Source organism: Aeromonas sp. DNP9 (assembly GCF_001728955.1).
GTDB classification, from domain to species: Bacteria; Pseudomonadota; Gammaproteobacteria; order Enterobacterales; family Aeromonadaceae; genus Aeromonas; species Aeromonas veronii.
Genome location: NZ_LYSQ01000021.1, coordinates 59,523 through 77,682 on the forward strand (window position 1 = coordinate 59,523; position 18,160 = coordinate 77,682).

An 18,160-nucleotide genomic window follows, 5' to 3' on the forward strand; every position below is an offset into this window, starting at 1 on the left:
AGTTGTATGGCAACCATTTATGTAGACGGCAAAGAGTACGAGGTAGACGGAGCAGATAACCTGCTGCAAGCCTGTCTGTCGCTGGGTCTGGACGTCCCCTATTTCTGCTGGCATCCGGCGCTGGGTAGCGTTGGCGCCTGCCGCCAGTGTGCGGTCAAACAGTATCAGAATGCCGATGACAAACGCGGTCGTCTGGTCATGTCCTGCATGACCCCGGCCACCGATGGCAGCTACATCGCCATCGAGGATGAAGAGGCTAAAGAATTTCGCAAGAGCGTGGTGGAGTGGCTGATGACCAACCACCCCCACGACTGCCCGGTGTGCGAAGAGGGCGGCGCCTGCCACCTGCAGGACATGACGGTGATGACCGGCCACAACAGCCGTCGCTACCGTTTCACCAAACGCACCCACCAGAATCAGGAGCTGGGCCCCTTCATCGGTCACGAGATGAACCGCTGCATCGCCTGCTACCGCTGCGTCCGTTACTACAAGGATTATGCCGGTGGCGAGGATCTCGGGGTCTATGGTGCCCACGACAACGTCTATTTCGGACGGGTCGAGGATGGCACCCTGGAGAGTGAATTTTCCGGCAACCTGGTGGAGGTCTGCCCCACCGGCGTCTTCACCGACAAGACCCACTCCGAACGTTACAACCGCAAGTGGGACATGCAGTTTGCACCCAGCATCTGCCAGCAATGCTCCGTGGGTTGCAACATCAGTCCGGGCGAGCGTTATGGCGAGCTGCGCCGCATCGAAAACCGCTTCCACGGCAGCGTCAACCACTACTTCCTTTGTGACCGTGGCCGCTTTGGCTATGGCTACGTCAATCTGGCGGACCGTCCGCGCCAACCGCTGCTCAAAGATGGCGACGACCAGCTGACCATCACAGTCGATGGCGCCCTCAACCGAGCCGCCGATGCCCTGCGCAGCGCTAGCAGCCTCATCGGCATCGGCTCGCCCCGCGCCTCGCTGGAGAGCAACTTTGCCCTGCGCGAGCTGGTGGGTGAAGCCAACTTCTACGCAGGCGTCGAGCAGGCCGAGTGGGCCTGTCAGCTGAAGATGCTGCAGATCCTGCAACAGGGCGGCGTGCCGACTCCGAGCCTGCGGGACATGGAAGAGGCCGACGCCATTCTGCTGCTCGGCGAAGATGTCACCATGAGCGCAGCCCGTATCGCGTTGGCGCTGCGCCAAGCCGTCAAGGGCAAGGCCCGCGAGCTGGCCCGCAAGATGAAGGTCGATCTGTGGCAAGTCGCCGCCGTACAGACCCTGGGTCAGAACGAGCGCTACCCCCTGCTCATTACCAGCCTCGACACCACCCGTCTTGACGATGTGGCGGCCGACAAGCTGCACGCCCCCTATGCCGATCAGGCGCGCATTGGCTTTGCCATCGCTAACCTGCTCGACCCGGCCGCACCGGCCGTGAGCGACCTCTGCCCCGAACAGCAGGTACAAGCGGCTCGCTGGGCCGAGCTACTCGGCAACGCCAGGAAGCCGCTCATCATTGCAGGCTCCACTGCCCGCGATGTGGCGCTGCTTGAGGCGGCCAGCAACATTGCCCGCGCCCTGAAAGGCCGTGGACAGGAAGCCAACATCGCGCTGGTTGGCCAGGAGGCCAACTCGCTGGGTCTGGCCATGCTGGGCGCTCAAACCTTGTCAGACAAGCCGCTCGAAGCCGCCCTTGCGCGTATCGAGGCCGAAGAGGGGTTGGCGCTGGTCACTCTGGAGAACGATCTCTACCGCCGCGCGCCGCGCAACCGGGTGGATGCTGCGCTGGCACGGCTGCAGCACCTGCTGGTCATCGACCATCAGGCGACCCCGACCGCCAACAAGGCAGATCTGGTGCTGCCAGCGGCCAGTTTTGCCGAGGCCGATGGCACCCTGGTGAACATGGAAGGGCGCGCCCAGCGCTTCTTCCAGGTCTATGCGCCCGCCTTCTACAACGCCGATATTCAGGTGCGTGAAGGGTGGCGCTGGCTGGCAGCGCTGCAAGGGGCGATAGAACGCAAGCCGCTGCGCTGGCAGAACTTCGACCAGGTCAATCATGACTGCGCCACCAGCAATCCGCTGCTCGCTACCATGCTGGAAGCGGCGCCCAACGCAGGCTTGCGGATCCGTGGCATGCGGCTGGCCCGTGAGCCACACCGCTACAGTGGTCGCACCTCCATGCTGGCGGATCAGAATGTCAGCGAACCGCGGGTAGCGCAAGATCCCGACTCCCCCTTCAACTTCTCCATGGAAGGGTATGCCGGAGCCCGTCAGCCGCTGCCGCAAGTACCGTTCGCCTGGGCGCCGGGCTGGAACTCTCCCTCCGCCTGGAACAAGTTCCAGGATGAAGTGGGTGGCAAACTGCGTGCCGGCGATCCGGGTCGCCGTCTGCTGGAAGCAACAAACCCGCAGGCAGAAGGCAAGGCGCTGCTCGGCTGGTTCACCACCATCCCCGCCCCCTTCAAGGCCGCAGAGGCGCTGCAAGTGGTCAATTATGCCCAGCTGTTTGGCGGTGAGGAGCTGTCGGCCCGCAGCCCGGTTATTCAGGCCCGGATGAACGAACCCGAGCTGGTGCTCAATCCCCTTGATGCGCAGCGTCTGGCCCTCCACGGGGGCAGTCAGGTCTCCTTCTCCTGGGGCGGTAGCCACTGGCAACTGCGTCTGCGGCTTAGCGAGCAGCTGAGCGCCGGTCTGGTGGGGCTCCCCCTTGGGGTGAACGGCCTGCCGACGGCCCTGCAACAAGCCTCAATCACTAACCTGCAGGAGGTGATCGCATGAGCGAGTCGCTGATCGATCTGTTGCTGGAGGTGGGCAAGGCACTGATCGTGCTGGTGGGGATCGTAGGGGCTGGCGCCTTCATGAGCTTCATCGAGCGCCGTCTGCTGGCCCTGTGGCAGGATCGCTACGGCCCCAACCGGGTGGGGCCGTTTGGTCTGCTCCAGCTGGCCGCCGACATGATCAAGATGTTCTTCAAGGAGGACTGGATCCCGCCGTTCGCTGATCGGCGGATCTTTATCCTGGCCCCCATCATCGCCTTCACTGCCTTTATTCTGGCGTTTGCGGTGGTGCCCATCACCCCCACCTGGGGCGTGGCGGATCTCAACGTGGGGCTGCTCTACATCCTGGCCATCGCAGGGCTGGCGGTCTATGCGGTGCTGTTCGCCGGCTGGTCGAGCAACAACAAATACTCATTGCTCGGCAGCTTGCGCGCCTCGGCCCAGACCCTCTCCTACGAGGTGTTTCTTGGGCTATCCCTGATGGGGATTGTGATCCAGACCGGCAGTTTCAACCTGCGCGACATCGTCGAGGCACAGGCAGATTTGTGGAACGTGGTGCCCCAAATTCTGGGTTTTGTCACCTTCCTGTTTGCCGGTGTCGCCGTCACCCACCGTCACCCGTTCGATCAGCCGGAAGCCGAGCAGGAGCTCGCCGACGGCTATCACATCGAGTATGCGGGGATGAAGTGGGGTCTCTTCTTCGTGGGCGAATATATCGGCATCGTGCTGATCTCCTCGCTCATCGTGACCCTCTTCTTCGGTGGCTGGCACGGCCCCTGGCTGCCCCCCTTCATCTGGTTTGCCCTGAAGACCGCCTGTTTCATGGTGTTCTTCATCCTGCTGCGGGCCTCCCTGCCTCGCCCGCGCTTTGACCAGGTGATGTCGTTTGGCTGGAAAGTCTGCTTGCCGCTGACCCTGATCAATATGCTGGTCACCGCGGCAGTTGTACTGATAAGTACGCAGTGAGGCACTCAATATGAAAATTGTTAGCATTATTCAGGGTGTCGGCACCCAGTTACGCAGTCTGGCCATGGTCTTCTCCCATGCCTGGCGGCCCCGTGAAACCCTCAACTATCCGGAACAGGCTGTCTATGCCGCCCCCCGCTACCGCGGTCGCATCGTGCTGACCCGTGACCCCGACGGGGACGAGCGTTGCGTGGCCTGCAACCTCTGCGCAGTTGCCTGCCCGGTCGGCTGCATCTCGCTGCAAAAATCCGAGCGGGAAGATGGTCGCTGGTATCCGGAGTTCTTTCGCATCAACTTCTCTCGCTGCATCTTCTGCGGCCTGTGCGAAGAGGCCTGCCCCACCACTGCCATCCAGCTGACACCGGATTTCGAGATGGGTGAGTATCGCCGCCAGGATCTGGTGTACGAGAAGGAAGATCTGCTGATCAGCGGGCCCGGCAAATACCCGGACTACAACTTCTACCGCATGAGCGGGATGGCCATCGACGGCAAGCCGAAAGGGGATGCCGAAAACGAAGCCAAGCCCATCGATGTCAAGAGCCTGCTGCCCTGAGGAGTCAATCATGGAACTGGCATTTTATGCCTCGGCCCTGGTGGCCATTTACAGCACGCTGCGGGTGATCAGCACCAGCAATCCCATGCATGCGCTGCTCAATCTCATCATCTCCCTCATCGCCGTGGCCATGATCTTCTTCTGCCTGGGTGCCGCCTTTGCGGGCGCCCTGCAGGTGATCGTCTACGCCGGCGCCATCATGGTGCTGTTCGTGTTCGTGGTGATGATGCTGAACCTAGGGAGTGCCCAGGCACAGGAGAAAAAGTGGCTCACCCCCATGACCTGGGGGGGCCCAGCCCTGCTCTCGCTGATCCTGCTGGGCTTTCTGGCCCACGGCATTCTCGGGGTGACCGGGGGCCTGATCGGAGTGACCGAGGTGACCGCCAAGCAGGTGGGTGTCGAACTCTTTGGCCCCTATGTGCTGGCGGTGGAGCTTGCCTCCATCCTGCTGCTGGCGGGTCTGGTAACCGCCTATCACCTGGGTCGGGAAGAGAAGAGCGGTGAAGTGCTCTCCGTCCCGCGCTCTGCACAAGAAGGAGGTCAGCAATGAATGGAATCCCTATGGAGCACGGCCTCCTGCTGGCCGCGGTGCTCTTCTGCATCGGCTTGTGCGGTCTGCTGATCCGCCGCAACCTGCTCTATATCCTGATGAGTATCGAAATAATGATGAATGCCTCGGCACTGGCGTTTGTGGTGGCGGGTAGCCGCTGGGCCCAGGCCGATGGCCAGATCATGTATATCCTGGTGATTTCTCTGGCGGCAGCGGAGGCCAGTATCGGCCTCGCCCTGTTACTGCTGCTCTATCGTCGTTACCACACCCTGAACGTGGACACTGTGAGCGAGATGCGCGGATGAGCCTCTTATATCTGACTTTTCTATTTCCGCTGCTGGGATGGCTGGTGCTGGCTTTCTCCCTCGGCCGGTTTGGTGAGCGTACCTCGGCGCTGATCGGGGTAGGCTCCATTGGCCTGTCGGCCCTCACTACCCTGTGGGTGGGCATCGACTTTCTGGGCAACCCGCCCGAGGGGGGCGTCTATGTCCAGCGCCTGTGGCAATGGATGGCGGTGGGCAACTTTACCCCGAGCTTCTCGCTGGCACTGGATGGCCTGTCGCTGACCATGCTGGGGGTGGTGACCGGGGTGGGCTTCTTTATCCACCTGTTCGCCTCCTGGTATATGCGCGGGGAAGAGGGTTACTCCCGCTTCTTCACCTACACCAACCTCTTTATCGCCAGCATGCTGTTTCTGGTACTGGCCGATGACCTGCTGTTTGTCTACCTCGGCTGGGAAGGGGTGGGGCTGTGCAGCTACCTGCTGATCGGCTTCTACTATAAGGATCGCAACAACGGCGCAGCGGCCCTCAAGGCATTTGTCGTGACCCGGGTGGGGGATGTCTTCCTCGCCATCGGCCTGTTTATCCTCTATCGCGAACTGGGCACCCTCAATATCCACGAGCTGCTGGTGCGCGCCCCCACCCTGTTTGCCGATGGCTCACCTGCCCTGTCGCTGGCCTGCCTGATGCTCTTGGGCGGTGCGGTCGGCAAATCGGCCCAGCTGCCGCTGCAAACCTGGCTGGCGGATGCGATGGCAGGCCCGACCCCTGTCTCGGCGCTGATCCACGCCGCCACCATGGTGACCGCCGGTGTCTACCTGATTGCCCGTACCCACGGCCTGTTCCTGCTGGCGCCAGAGATCCTCCATCTGGTCGGGCTGGTTGGCGCCATCACGCTAGTGCTGGCAGGCTTTGCCGCGCTGGTTCAGACCGACATCAAGCGGATCCTTGCCTACTCCACCATGAGCCAGATTGGCTACATGTTTCTGGCACTAGGTGTCGGCGCATGGGAAGGGGCCATCTTCCACCTGATGACCCACGCCTTCTTCAAGGCGCTGCTGTTCCTCTCCGCCGGTGCCGTTATCGTTGCCTGCCACCATGAGCAGAACATCTTCAAGATGGGGGGGCTGCGCAAGAGCCTGCCGCTGGTTTATGCCTGCTTCCTGGTGGGGGGCTCGGCGCTGGCGGCGTTGCCGCTGGTCACTTCCGGTTTCTACAGTAAGGACGCCATCCTGTGGCAAGTAGCAGCCTCTGGCCAACGCGCGCTGCTGTGGGCAGGTCTGGTAGGGGCATTCCTCACCTCGCTCTACACCTTCCGGCTGATCTTTATCGCCTTCCATGGCAAAGAGCAGACCAAAGCCCATGCGGGCCACGGTCTGGCTCACCATCTGCCGCTGCTGGTATTGCTGGTGCTCTCCACCGGCATAGGCGCGCTGATCACCCCGCCACTGGCAGGTGTACTACCCGCTGGCCCGGGGGACAATATCGAAGAGGGTCGCCATGCTCTGGAGGTAGCCTCCGGCATCATCGCCATTGCTGGCATCGCGCTGGCCGCGTTTCTGTTCCTCGGTGAGCGCCGTCTGGCCACCTCCATTGCCAACAGCGCGCCGGGCCGCCTGCTCAGCGCACTCTGGTTCAACGCCTGGGGCTTTGACTGGCTCTACGACCAGCTGTGGGTCAAACCCTATCTGCTGGCGACCCGGCTGCTGGCCCGCGACCCGCTGGACTGGATGATGGGCCTGCCCGCCTGGCTTGCCCTGCGTGGCAACCAGCTGCTGGCCTGGACCGTGACCGGCAAGTTGCGCTGGTATGCCGCCTCCATGGGGATCGGCGCCGTGCTGGTGCTGGCGCTGTTGCTACTGGGGTAACGCGATGAACAACCGGACAATCATACAGCCAGGCTGTTTGCTCTCCCTGATGGAACAGGGAGCGCAATCTCATATGAACTTGAACGAGAGCTGATACCGTGACCTTACTCTGGATCTTGCTAATTCCTTTTATCGGCGGCTTGCTCTGCTGGCAGATGGAGCGTCTCGGCGGGCAGTTTGTCCGCTGGGTTGCCCTGCTCTCCATGAGCGCCAGCCTGCTGCTCTCCTGTGCCATCTGGCTAAGTGGTGATTTTTCCCTTGCCGCCACGGGTCTCGACAGCGCGGGCGTCTCCGGTGCTGCCTCCGCCTGGGCCGCCGAGTGGCGCCTGCCGTGGATCCCCCGCTTCGGCATCTCTTTGCATCTGGCGGTGGATGGCCTGTCGCTCTTGATGGTGATCCTCACCTGCTTTATCGGGGTGCTAGCCATTCTCTGTTCGTGGAAAGAGATCGTGCAGCGCATCGGCTTCTTCCACCTCAACCTGCTCTGGATCCTGGGCGGCGTGCTCGGGGTCTTTATGGCGCTGGACCTGTTCCTCTTCTTCTTCTTCTGGGAGATGATGCTGGTCCCCATGTACTTCCTGATTGCGCTCTGGGGCCATTCGGTCACTGACGGCAAATCACGGATCAACGCCGCAACCAAGTTCTTCATCTACACCCAGGTGAGCGGCCTTGTCATGCTGGTAGCCATCATCGGGCTGGTGCTGACCCACCAGCATGCCACCGGAGTCTTCACCTTCAACTATCTGGAGCTGCTCAATACACCGATGAGCAAGGGCGTTCAGTGGCTGCTGATGCTGGGATTCTTTATCGCCTTCGCGGTCAAGATGCCACTGGTGCCGCTGCACGGCTGGCTGCCGGATGCCCACAGTCAGGCGCCGACCGCAGGTTCGGTGGATCTCGCCGGTATTTTGCTCAAAACCGCCGCCTACGGTCTGCTGCGCTTTGCCTTGCCGCTCTTCCCCGAAGCATCCGCCGAGTTTGCTCCCTACGCCATGGTGCTGGGTCTTGTCGGCATCGTCTACGGCGCCATCGTGGCCTTTGCCCAGACCGACATCAAACGGCTGGTAGCCTACACCAGCATCTCCCACATGGGTTTTGTGATGATCGCCATCTACTCGGGGAGCGAGCTGGCCCTGCAGGGCGCCGTGGTGCAGATGATCGCCCACGGTCTCTCGGCTGCCGGCCTCTTTATCCTCTGCGGTCAGCTCTACGAGCGGTTGCACACCCGGGATCTGCGCCAGATGGGCGGCCTGTGGGGACGCCTGCGCTATCTGCCCGGCGTGATGCTCTTCTTCTCGGTAGCGTCGCTCGGCATGCCGGGCACCGGCAACTTTGTCGGCGAGTTCCTGATCCTGGTCGGCAGCTTCCAGGTTGCCCCTGTCATCACGGCGGTCGCCACCTTCGGTCTGGTGCTGGCCTCGGTCTACTCCCTCATCATGTTGCAGCGCGCCTGCTTTGGCCCCGCCAAGGATGAGAGCATGCTCAAGGGGCTGGATCGCCGCGAGCTGACCATGATGATGGTGATCGCGGGCCTGCTGGTTCTGCTTGGCCTCTATCCCCAACCCGTGATTGACACCGCCAGCAGCAGCCTCATCAACGTGCTGCACTGGTATCTGCTGCCGACTGCTGGAGCCCTGCAATGACTTTCTCCGCTTCCCAACTGCTGGCACTGCTTCCCCTGCTGTTGACCACCGGGGCCATGGCGGCCCTGATGCTGGCCATCGCCTGGCGCCGCTGTGTCACCACCGCCTTTACCGTGACCATTGTTGGCCTTAACCTTGCTCTGTTCTCGCTGCCCATCGTCATGGCGCAAGGGGATCAGGGGGTCACCCCGCTGCTGCAAGTGGACAGTTACGCCGTCTTCTACATCGGACTGGTGCTCATCGGCGCCCTGGCCACCTGCACCTTCGGTCAATCGTGGCTGAAAGCCTACCCGGACAACCGGGAGGAGTTCTTCCTGCTGCTGCTGATCGCCACTGCCGGTGGTCTGGTGCTGGCCTGCTCCCGTCACCTCGCCTCTCTCTTTATCGGGATCGAGATGCTGACCCTGCCGATGTTCGGTCTGGTGGGTTACGCCTACCGCGAGCGCCACTCGCTGGAAGCCGCGGTGAAGTACATGGTGCTCTCTGCCGCCGCCACCGCCTTCCTGCTGTTTGGCATGGCGCTGCTCTATGCACAGGCAGGCAGCTTGAGCTTTGCTGCCCTGGGGCAGTCCCTGGCCGAGAGCCCGGCTCACCACCCGCTGCTGATGGGGGGTTTGGGGTTAATGCTGGTCGGCTTTGCCTTTAAATTGTCGCTCGCCCCCTTCCACCTCTGGACCCCGGATGTCTACGAAGGTGCCCCGGCACCGGTAGCCACCTTCCTCGCCACCGTCAGCAAGGTCGCCGTGTTTGCCGTGCTGCTGCGCTTCTATCTGGCGGTACCGGCGGCAAGCGATCCCATGATCCACTGGCTGCTGGCAGCCATGGCGGTCATCTCCATCCTGGTCGGCAACCTGCTGGCCCTGGTGCAAACCAACATCAAACGGATGCTGGGTTACTCCTCCATCTCCCACTTCGGCTACCTGCTGGCGGTAATCGTGGCGAGCCGATTCGGCCAGATGCCGGTGGAAGCAGCCGGGGTCTACCTGCTGATGTATCTCTTCACCAGCCTGGGTGCCTTTGGGGTGGTGAGCATGATGTCGAGCCCCTATCGCGGCAAGGATGCCGACTCCCTGCACAGCTATCGCGGTCTGTTCTGGAAGCGCCCCTATCTGACTGCCGTACTGACGGTGATGATGTTGTCACTCGCGGGCATCCCGATGACCCTCGGCTTTATCGGCAAGTTCTACCTCATCGGCGTCACCGTCGAGGCGCAGCTCTGGTGGCTCTCCGGAGCCATCGTGCTCGGCAGCGCACTGGGTCTCTACTACTACCTCAAGGTGATGGTGACCCTCTATCTGCGCGAACCGGGCATGCAGCAGCGCGATGCCAGCGCCGACTGGGCTCTCTCCTCCGGTGGTTTGGTGGTGCTGCTCTCTGCAGCGCTGGTGGTGTTGCTGGGGCTCTATCCCCAGCCGGTCATCTCTCTGGTACAGGGTTTCCAGCACGTGGTATTGCAGTAACCTTTACCGTCGCTACCCCTCATTACCCGCAAAATCGGCAGCCTTGGCTGCCGGTTTTTTTATCGAACCCTTCCCCTTAAACCATTTACAGGGCTTGAATCGATTCTCCCCTCATCAACGTACTGGGCGACGAAGCCATTGGTTGAATGGGCATCTCGCCTGTCTGACTCACTCAGTTGAACCATAAAAAAACCGGCCAATTGGCCGGTTTCTGTTTTTATGCGCTGGTGCTCTCTCTATTAACCCAGACGAACCCGGGCGTTGCGGAACATCCGCATCCAGGCTCCGTCCTCGCCCCAGTTGTCGGGGTGCCAAGAGTTGGCCACTGTGCGGAACACCCGCTCCGGGTGCGGCATCATGATGGTGGCGCGGCCGTCGGTGGTGGTCACGGCGGTGATACCATCCGGCGAGCCGTTCGGGTTGGCCGGGTACTGCTCGGTCACGCTGCCGCGGTTGTCGACAAAGCGCAGCCCTACCAGACCGCTCTGCTGCAGTGCGTTCAGGTGAGCGGCATCACGCACCTCGACACGCCCTTCCCCGTGGGAGACGGCAATGGGCATCACCGAGCCTGCCATGCCGGCGAAGAAGGCCGATGGGGACTCCTGCACCTCAACCAGACTGAAGCGGGCCTCGAAGCGCTCGGAGCGGTTGCGCACAAAGCGTGGCCAGAGATCAGCACCCGGGATGAGATCCCGCAGGTTGGACATCATCTGGCAACCGTTGCAGACACCCAGAGAGAGGGTATCGCCACGCTCGAAGAAGCGCTGGAACTGCTCGCGGGCGTTGTCATTGAACAGGATGGACTTGGCCCAGCCTTCACCGGCACCCAACACGTCACCGTAGGAGAAGCCGCCACAGGCCACCAGGGTCTGGAACTCCTCCAGCTTGATGCGACCGGAGAGAATATCGCTCATATGGACATCGACCGCTGCGAAACCGGCACGATCGAACGCCGCCGCCATCTCTACATGGGAGTTGACCCCCTGCTCGCGCAGCACGGCCAGACGGGGGGAGACCCCGCGGGCAATGTAAGGTGCAACCACATCCTCGGACGGGTTGTAAGTCAGCTTGGCATGCAGACCCGGATCGGTGGCGTCCTGACGGGCCGCGTGCTCACTGTCGGCGCACTCGGGGTTGTCGCGCAGGCGCTGCATCTGCCAGCTGGTCTCACCCCAGATGGTGCGAAGTGCGGTACGGCTGGCACGATAGACCTCCTGACCGCCCCGCTGCAGGGTGATGAGGTCCCCTTCGCGCACGGTACCGAGCACATGGGAGCAGGCCGCCAGACCGTGACCGGCCAGCAGGGTCATCACCGCCTCTTTATCTTCACGACGCACCTGAATGACGGCGCCCAGCTCTTCGTTAAACAGAGCAGGCAGCAGCTCGCCGCCGATGCGATCGAGCTGGATGTCGAGGCCGCAGTGGCCGGCAAACGCCATTTCGGTCAGGGTGACGAACAGGCCGCCGTCGGAGCGGTCGTGGTAGGCGATCAGTTTGCGATCAGCCACCAGCGCCTGAATGGCGTTGAAGAAGCCCTTGAGCTGGACCGGATTGTCGAGATCCGGCGCCTTGTCACCCAACTGGCGATAGACCTGCGCCAGTGCCGAGGCGCCGAGGCGCTGCTTGCCATTGCCAAGGTCGATGAGGATAAGGTCGGTTTCACCGAGATCGGTACGCAGTTGTGGCGTGACGGTGTTGCGCACATCTTCGACCCGGGCAAAGGCGGAGATGAGCAGGGAGAGCGGCGAGGTGACGCTTTGCTCCTTGCCATCCTGCTGCCAGCGGGTCTTCATGGACATGGAGTCCTTGCCCACAGGAATGGTGATGCCAAGGGCCGGGCAGAGCTCCTCGCCCACAGCTTTGACCGCCTCATAGAGACCGGCATCTTCACCAGGGTGACCGGCAGCGGCCATCCAGTTGGCGGAGAGCTTGACCCGCTTCAGCGACCCGATGTGGGCCGGCGCCAGGTTGGTGAGCGCTTCCGCTACCGCCATGCGGGCAGAGGCAGCGTGGGAGAGCAGCGCCACCGGAGTGCGCTCGCCCATCGACATGGCTTCGCCGTGGTAGCTATCGTAGGTGGCGGCAGTGACGGCGCAATCGGCCACCGGGATCTGCCAGGGGCCGACCATCTGATCGCGGTTGACGAGGCCCGTTACGCTGCGATCGCCGATGGTGATAAGGAAGGACTTCTCCGCCACGGTGGGCAGACGCAACACCCGCTCGGCAGCCTCGCCCAGGGTGATGCCATCAAGCGCCAGCGGCTTGCCCTGCGCCGGCAGGCTTGCAACCTCGCGGTGCATCTTGGGGGTCTTGCCCAGCAGCACGTCCAGCGGCAGGTCGATGGGGTGGTTGTCAAAGTGCTCATCCGAGAGAGTGAGATGTTTCTCTTCGGTCGCGGTGCCGATCACGGCATAGGGTGCGCGCTCGCGCTCACACAGGGCCTTGAACAGCGGCAGCTTGTCCTGCGCTACCGCCAGCACGTAACGCTCCTGGGATTCGTTGCACCAGATCTCCAGCGGGCTCATGCCCGGCTCGTCGCTCTGGATGGCGCGCAGATCGAAACGACCACCGCGCTCCCCGTCGTTGACCAGCTCCGGCATGGCGTTGGAGAGACCGCCCGCCCCCACGTCATGGATAAAGACGATAGGGTTGTCGTCACCCAGCTGCCAGCAGCGATCGATCACCTCCTGGCAACGGCGCTCCATCTCGGGGTTGTCACGCTGGACCGAGGCAAAGTCGAGATCTTCGGCTGACTGGCCGGAGGCCATGGAGGATGCGGCACCACCGCCCAGACCGATGTTCATCGCCGGGCCGCCCAGCACGATCAGCGCCGCGCCGACCGGGATATCCCCTTTCTGGACATGTTCGGTGCGGATGTTGCCGATGCCGCCAGCCAGCATGATGGGCTTGTGGTAGCCACGCACCTCGACGCCATTGTGGCTCGGCACCTCCTCTTCGAAGGTACGGAAGTAGCCGAGAATGGCCGGACGGCCGAACTCGTTGTTAAACGCGGCGCCACCGAGCGGCCCCTCCTGCATGATGTCGAAGGCACTGACGATGCGGCTCGGCTTGCCGAAATCCTGCTCCCAGGGCTGCTCGAAGCCGGGAATGCGCAGGTTGGAGACGGAGAAACCGACCAGACCCGCCTTGGGCTTGGCACCGCGACCGGTGGCTCCCTCGTCGCGGATCTCGCCGCCGGAGCCGGTGGCTGCCCCCGGGAACGGGGAGATGGCGGTCGGGTGGTTGTGGGTCTCCACCTTCATCAGGATGTCGACCTGTTCCTGGTGATACTGGTATTCGCCGTTGGCCGGGCTCGGGAAGAAGCGGCCCCCCTGGCTCCCTTCCATCACGGCGGCGTTGTCTTTATAGGCAGAGAGGACATGATCCGGCGTCTGCTCGAAGGTGTTCTTGATCATCTTGAACAGCGACTTGGGCTGCTGTTCGCCATCGATGGTCCAGTCGGCATTGAAGATCTTGTGACGGCAGTGCTCGGAGTTCGCCTGGGCGAACATATAGAGCTCGATGTCGTTGGGGTTGCGACCCAACTTGGTGAAGTTCTCCACCAGATAGTCGATTTCGTCGTCGGCCAGCGCCAGACCGAGCGCCACGTTGGCTTCGGCCAGGGCTGCGCGACCACCGCCCAGAACATCCACCTGGGTGAAGGGGCGCGGCTCGTGGTGAGCAAACAGGGCGGCAGCTTCGCTCATCTCGGCAAACACCACTTCCATCATCCGATCATGGAGCACGGCGGCAATGGCGCTGCGCTGGGCGGCACTCAGCTCACCCTGCCCCTTGATGGTCAGGTAATAGGCAATACCACGCTCCAGCCGCTTGACCTGTTTCAGGCCGCAGTTGTGGGCGATGTCAGTTGCTTTGGAAGACCAGGGGGAGATAGTGCCGGGGCGGGGGGTAACAAGAAACAGCTGACCGCTGGGGGTGTGTTCGGGGATAGTCGGGCCGTAGCGCAAGAGCTGGCCCAAGGTCGCTCGCTCGGGGGGAGAGAGGGGGCTTGTCAGCTCGGCAAAGTGCACATACTCGGCATAGACATCCTCTATCTCTACTCCGCTCTCTACTCCACTCTCGTTTCTCATCTGTGCGAAGCGTTGCAGCAGTTTTTGGACACGAAAATCAGACAGTGCTGGGGCACCACGCAAGATATCCATATGACCTTTCTCACCAAGTTTTAAAGTGGGGGGGGAATTGAGACGCGCGTATTATAGGGATCTGGCTCACAGCGGACAAACGTTTTTCTCACTTCGTGCAGTGTGACTCTGCGCACACTCTCTGGTATAAAGGTGCCTCTTTTTTGACAAATGCCGATTTTTTCAACAAAGGTACTCACCTACTTGCGCTGCATTTTTCGACTGTTTATCGGGCTGTTGTTGACGCTGACACTGGTTGGCTGCGACTTCTATAGCCCCTCCAGCCAGCTGGAGCAGATCCGCCAGCGAGGCGAGATCCGGGTTGGCACCATCTATGGTCCCACCTCCTATTACCAGCGTGACGACCTCGCCCAGGGGTTCGATTACGAGCTGGCGCAAAATTATGCCGACTGGTTGGGGGTGAAACTCACCATCATCCCGGTCGACACCACTGACCAACTGGTCACCCTGCTGAAAAAGGGCAAACTCGATCTGGCGGCTGCCGCCATCATGGTCACCCCCGAACGGCGCGAGCTGTTTCGCTTCGGCCCGGGCTTCTACCAGGTCTCCCCCAAACTGGTCTACCGCAACGGCAAACCCAAGCCTGCCTCGTTAAACGATATCAAGGGCAAGCTGGTGGTGGCCGCCGGCTCCACCGGGGAAGATCTGCTCAAAGAGATGAGCAAAGAGAATCCGAAACTAGCCTGGAGCACCAGCGACAACGCCGATGTGGAGGAGCTGCTCAAACAGGTGGTGGATGGCAAGATTGACTACACGGTGGTGCAGGATACCGTGCTGGCCCGTACCCAGCGCTACTACCCGGAGCTCACCGAGGGGCTGACTCTGGCCCAGAAGCAGACCGTTGCCTGGGCCATGAGCAAGCTGCCCGATGACAGCCTCTATGCCAGCGTGATCGACTTCTTCGGTCAGCGCTTTATGGATGGTGCCATCGCCAAGCTGGACGAGAAGTACTTCGGCCACGTGCAGAACTTCGACTTTGTCGATACCCGCACCTTCCTCAAGCGCGCCAAGAGCCTGCTGCCCAAGTACCAGCTGCTGTTCCAGACTCACGCCAAGAATATCGACTGGCGTCTGCTCGCCGCCATCAGCTATCAGGAGTCTCACTGGGACCCGCTGGCCCGCTCCTACACCGGCGTGCGCGGCATGATGATGCTGACCGAGCCCACCGCCAAGGCGATGGGAGTCAACGACCGGCTTCATCCGGAAGAGAGCATCAAGGGTGGCTCCCTCTATCTGCAACAGATGATGGAGAAGGTGCCGGATTCGGTGCCCGATGACGAGAAGGTGTGGTTTGCCCTCACCGCCTACAACATAGGTTACGGCCACATGATGGACGCCCGCCGCCTGACCAAAGAGCTCGGCAAGAATCCTGACGCCTGGAGCGATGTGAAAGAGGTGCTGCCGCTGCTGCAGCAAGCGCGCTGGCACCGCAAGGTGCGTTATGGCTATGCCCGTGGCAGCGAGGCGCGCAACTATGTCAACAACGTGCGCCAGTATTACCAGAGTCTGCTCTGGCTCGACAACGAGCAGCAGAAGGCACATCAGCGGGAGAGTCTCGACAACGACAGCGAGCCCGAGCTGGCCGAGCGCCCCACCGCCATCGCCGAAGTGGTCAATCAGATCACCATGCGCTAACCAGCCATTATTCGGCTGTTTTCACACAAACTTCTCTGTTACCATCGATTCACATCGGAGCCTATCCGAAATCGCATTGTTTTCATTATGTTGAGAGATTAAATAACAGCAATTTCGGATGGGCTCCATCAATGACCCAAGGCCGGGATGGCCACCTGAGTTGGGAGGAGACCAAGATGCAAAAACGTAGAAAAATCAGTCTGGTCAGAAAAGCGAAGTGCAGCTGGAGCCCCAGACGCAAACTCAAGCTTAATGACATCAAGCGCAACCTGTGGCGCAGAAATCGATCCTATACCCTGCTTATTGCAGAGCACACAGCATAAACCCGGCATTCGCCGGGTTTTTTTATCTTCTTTCTCACCTGATTATCGTCTTACACCAGCGCCGCCTTGAACTGTACCGACCGCTTGGAGATCAGCGAGTTGCAGTGGTTGCAGAAGTAATCCACCGCGCCGCACGCCTTGAGACGTTCCAGCTCCTGCTGGCAGGTGGGGCAGATGGCCGTGACGCGAACAGGGGCCTGGCACTGGCCACAGGTTTGCTCCTTGCTGCGGGTATCCAGTTCAGCCTGGCATGATGGACAAAGCAGGGCTTCCATAATCAACTCCTCGAAAAGTGGATCTGCCATGGTCTTGTTCCATGGCAGATCCCCCTCACCTTATTCCTCACCTTAACATGGCGAGGATAACAAAGCGGCTGCCGGTGAGGGCAGCCGCAAGGACTTATTTCTTCTTCATTTTCAGCAGGCGTTTGCGCTGACGTTCCTGACTCAGGGTCATGGTGTTCTTCTTCCCTTCAAACGGGTTGACCGACTCCTGGAACTCGACCCGGATCGGCGAGCCCATGATCTTGAGGGACTTGCGGAAGTAGTTAATCAGATACCGCTTGTAGGAGTCCGGCAAGTCGTTCAGCTGGTTGCCGTGGATCACGATACGCGGGGGGTTGTAGCCACCGGCGTGGGCATACTTGAGCTTGACGCGGCGACCATTGACCATCGGCGGCTGGTGATCTTCCTGCGCCATCTGCATGATGCGGGTCAGCATGGCCGTGCTGGTACGACGGGTGGCGGACTGGTAAGCCTCCTGAATGGATTCAAACAGATGGCCGACACCGCTGCCGTGCAGGGCGGAGATGAAGTGAACGCGGGCGAAGTCGATGAAGCCCAAGCGACGATCCAGCTCGTTCTTCACATCCTCTTTCACCTTCTGATCCAGACCATCCCACTTGTTCACCACCAGCACCACGGAGCGACCGGCGTGGAGCACATAGCCAAGGATGCTCAAGTCCTGATCGGTGATGGTCTCCTGGGCGTCGATCACCAGCAGGCAAACGTTGGCATCTTCGATGGCTTTCAGGGTCTTGATAACGGAGAACTTCTCCACCGTCTCGTGAACCTTGCCACGACGACGCACACCGGCGGTGTCGATGACCACATACTTCTGCTCGTCACGCTCCATCGGAATGTAAACGGAGTCACGGGTGGTGCCGGGCATGTCATAGACGATGACCCGATCTTCACCCAGCATACGGTTGGTCAGGGTAGATTTACCGACGTTGGGACGACCAACGATGGCGAACTTGATGGGCAGGTCGGCGAACGGGGTCTCCTTGGTGTCCTCTTTGGTATCGAGTTCACCGGCAGCCACCATGCGCAGCAGGGCTTCTTCGTCGAAGTCCTCCTCTTCCTCATCCTGCGCATCTTCATCAGTAGCGGAGTCGACCAGGGTCTCCAGATGGGGAGCCAGGGCCAGTTCCAGCAGGCTCAGCACGCCACGACCGTGGGCGGCCGCGATCTGGTAAACCTCGCCCAGCGCCAGACCGTAAAACTCGGAGACCGCGGAATCACCGTCGATACCGTCGGTCTTGTTGGCCACCAGAAATACCTTCTTGTGGGCCTTGCGCAGGTGCTCGGCGATGGCTTGATCCGCTGCGGTCAGACCGGCACGGGCATCCACCATGAACAGCACGACGTCCGCTTCTTCGATGGCCAGCAGGGATTGCTCGGCCATCTTCAGCTCGATCCCCTCTTCGGTGCCATCGATACCGCCGGTATCGACCACGATAAATTCCAGCTCGCCCAACTTCGCCTGACCGTATTTACGGTCCCGGGTCAGACCGGGAAAATCGGCAACCAGGGCATCCCGTGTACGGGTCAAGCGGTTAAACAGGGTGGATTTCCCCACGTTGGGGCGGCCCACCAGGGCTACTACAGGAGTCATAAAAGCCTCATTCTCAAGACGACAAAGGCTCCGGGTCCGAAGACCAGGAGCCGGATATTC

Annotated in this window: 13 protein-coding genes; 10 read left to right on the forward strand and 3 right to left on the reverse strand. The window is 61.3% G+C overall.

The genetic code is table 11. The annotated features are described in order from the left end of the window. Positions 1-6 precede the first annotated feature (6 nt). The 8 genes from nuoG to nuoN all read left to right on the forward strand — a co-directional run bounded on the left by nuoG (position 7) and on the right by nuoN (position 10,083). Positions 7-2,763, forward strand: a complete 2,757-nt coding sequence (gene nuoG / locus A9G06_RS15185) for an NADH-quinone oxidoreductase subunit NuoG (RefSeq protein WP_069555762.1) — start codon at positions 7-9, stop codon at positions 2,761-2,763. Beyond that, on the forward strand, positions 2,760-3,728 hold the full coding sequence (nuoH, locus tag A9G06_RS15190) for an NADH-quinone oxidoreductase subunit NuoH (RefSeq protein WP_005337244.1): 969 nt from the start codon (positions 2,760-2,762) through the stop codon (positions 3,726-3,728). Before nuoG ends, nuoH begins: the two co-directional genes overlap by 4 nt. Before the next feature lie 10 nt (positions 3,729-3,738). Continuing rightward, the gene (gene nuoI / locus A9G06_RS15195; RefSeq protein ID WP_005337245.1) at positions 3,739-4,281 is read left to right on the forward strand and encodes an NADH-quinone oxidoreductase subunit NuoI; all 543 of its coding nucleotides are present in this window, start codon (positions 3,739-3,741) and stop codon (positions 4,279-4,281) included. Between the two features lie 10 nt (positions 4,282-4,291). After that, positions 4,292-4,831 (forward strand): NADH-quinone oxidoreductase subunit J, encoded by a 540-nt coding sequence (nuoJ, locus tag A9G06_RS15200; RefSeq protein ID WP_069555763.1) that lies wholly within the window; start codon positions 4,292-4,294, stop codon positions 4,829-4,831. Next, positions 4,828-5,136, forward strand: coding sequence for an NADH-quinone oxidoreductase subunit NuoK (nuoK, locus tag A9G06_RS15205; RefSeq protein ID WP_005337247.1), 309 nt, complete (start codon positions 4,828-4,830; stop codon positions 5,134-5,136). The genes nuoJ and nuoK overlap by 4 nt, the downstream gene beginning before the upstream one ends. Continuing rightward, positions 5,133-6,980 carry an NADH-quinone oxidoreductase subunit L gene (gene nuoL / locus A9G06_RS15210; RefSeq protein ID WP_069555764.1) on the forward strand — a complete coding sequence of 616 codons (1,848 nt, stop codon included), beginning with the start codon at positions 5,133-5,135 and terminating at the stop codon, positions 6,978-6,980. Before nuoK ends, nuoL begins: the two co-directional genes overlap by 4 nt. A 98-nt stretch (positions 6,981-7,078) precedes the next feature. Further along, complete coding sequence (gene nuoM, locus A9G06_RS15215) at positions 7,079-8,623, forward strand: NADH-quinone oxidoreductase subunit M (protein ID WP_069555765.1); 1,545 nt, start codon at positions 7,079-7,081, stop codon at positions 8,621-8,623. Then, entirely contained in the window at positions 8,620-10,083 is a 1,464-nt protein-coding gene (gene nuoN / locus A9G06_RS15220) for an NADH-quinone oxidoreductase subunit NuoN (RefSeq protein ID WP_069555766.1), read from the forward strand. The genes nuoM and nuoN overlap by 4 nt, the downstream gene beginning before the upstream one ends. Before the next feature lie 239 nt (positions 10,084-10,322). Here the strand turns inward: nuoN and purL are convergent, their stop codons facing one another. Beyond that, positions 10,323-14,246: a phosphoribosylformylglycinamidine synthase gene (gene purL, locus A9G06_RS15225; protein ID WP_069555767.1), complete on the reverse strand. Its 3,924-nt coding sequence runs from the start codon at positions 14,244-14,246 to the stop codon at positions 10,323-10,325. A gap of 150 nt (positions 14,247-14,396) precedes the next feature. Between purL and mltF the strand changes: the two genes are divergently transcribed. Both mltF and A9G06_RS21600 read left to right on the forward strand, forming a co-directional pair. Beyond that, positions 14,397-15,881 (forward strand): membrane-bound lytic murein transglycosylase MltF, encoded by a 1,485-nt coding sequence (mltF, locus tag A9G06_RS15230; protein WP_069555768.1) that lies wholly within the window; start codon positions 14,397-14,399, stop codon positions 15,879-15,881. Between the two features lie 176 nt (positions 15,882-16,057). After that, complete coding sequence (locus A9G06_RS21600; protein ID WP_227273859.1) at positions 16,058-16,204, forward strand: hypothetical protein; 147 nt, start codon at positions 16,058-16,060, stop codon at positions 16,202-16,204. 50 nt (positions 16,205-16,254) lie between these two features. Here A9G06_RS21600 and A9G06_RS15235 read toward each other — a convergent pair whose 3' ends face one another. Further along, a complete protein-coding gene (locus A9G06_RS15235; RefSeq protein ID WP_005333789.1) occupies positions 16,255-16,479 on the reverse strand; it encodes a zinc ribbon domain-containing protein in 225 nt (74 codons plus the stop codon). A 124-nt stretch (positions 16,480-16,603) separates the two neighbouring features. Next, entirely contained in the window at positions 16,604-18,100 is a 1,497-nt protein-coding gene (gene der, locus A9G06_RS15240; RefSeq protein WP_005333794.1) for a ribosome biogenesis GTPase Der, read from the reverse strand. Between the last annotated feature and the right edge of the window lie 60 nt (positions 18,101-18,160).